This is a genomic window from Nostoc sp. CALU 1950 (assembly GCF_051172895.1).
GTDB classification, from domain to species: domain Bacteria; phylum Cyanobacteriota; class Cyanobacteriia; order Cyanobacteriales; family Nostocaceae; genus Nostoc; species Nostoc edaphicum_A.
Genome location: NZ_JBDNJQ010000387.1, coordinates 1 through 1,126 on the forward strand (window position 1 = coordinate 1; position 1,126 = coordinate 1,126).

Annotated in this window: 1 protein-coding gene; it reads left to right on the forward strand. The window is 34.9% G+C overall.

Features of this window, described 5'->3' with window-relative positions:
- On the forward strand, positions 1-1,087 hold a 1,087-nt coding region (locus ABF638_RS38080), incomplete at its 5' end, for an IS5 family transposase (protein ID WP_435027902.1).
- Positions 1,088-1,126 lie beyond the last annotated feature (39 nt).

Below are 1,126 nucleotides of genomic sequence, written 5' to 3' on the forward strand. Positions count from 1 at the left end.
AAAAAAAACCGAATTATCAGAAAAAGAAATAAGTGAACCAAAAAATCTGGGGAAATTAATATTAGATGCCACTTGTGCGCCGGGTGATATTAGCTATCCAACAGATTTAGGGCTACTAAATCAAGCCAGAAGGCAGACAGAAAAAACTATAGACTTTCTTTATGAACAGGTACTAGGTCAATTAGATAAAAAACCTAGAACTTATAGAGAAATAGCGAGAAAAGACTACCTAGAAGTAGCGAAGAAACGTCGCCCATCTCAAAAAGAACGGAGAAAAGCGATTAAAAAACAACTGCAATATATCAAAAGAAACTTATCTCATATTGACCAGCTAATCAGTTCAGGGGCAACTCTCTTAAATTTAAGTAACAGGCAATATAAAATGTTGCTTGTAGTTGCAGAAGTCTATCGTCAACAACTATGGTTGTATGAAAATAAAAAACAGAGTATTGATGACCGTATTGTCAGTTTAAGCCAACCACATATCCGTCCAATTGTTCGCGGTAAAGCCGGGAAAGTCGTAGAATTTGGGGCAAAATTGTCGGCTAGCTGCTTTAATGGATATGTATTTTTAGACCATATTAGTTGGGATAATTTTAATGAATCAGGAGACTTAAAAGCCCAAGTAGAAGCCTTTAAAAATTACACGGGTTATTATCCAGAATCTGTTCATGTTGATAAAATTTATCGGACACGAGAGAACCGAGCTTGGTGTAAAGAAAGAGGTATTATCATGAGTGGTCCTCCTTTAGGAAGACCTCCTGCCAATATTAGTAAAGAAAAAAAGAAACAAGCATTGGAATCCGAGAGAATTCGTAATTGTATTGAGGGAAAATTTGGGCAGGGTAAAAGAAGATTTAGCCTTGGTAGAGTCATGGCTAAACTAAATCATACTTCTCAAACTGCAATCGCTATTACTTTTTTAGTGATGAATCTTTCTACTCAACTGTCACGGTTGTTTTATGCTTTTTTATGTCTATTTTTGAAAACCACACCTTTTTTACAACCTAATATTATTAAAATTAATAGCTGGCTAATAATAGACAATAAAAACTTATACCAAACTCTTGCTTCAGTAACTAATTAATCCTTCTCTGGCTTTTCATCACTTTTTCAGCAAGCCCTA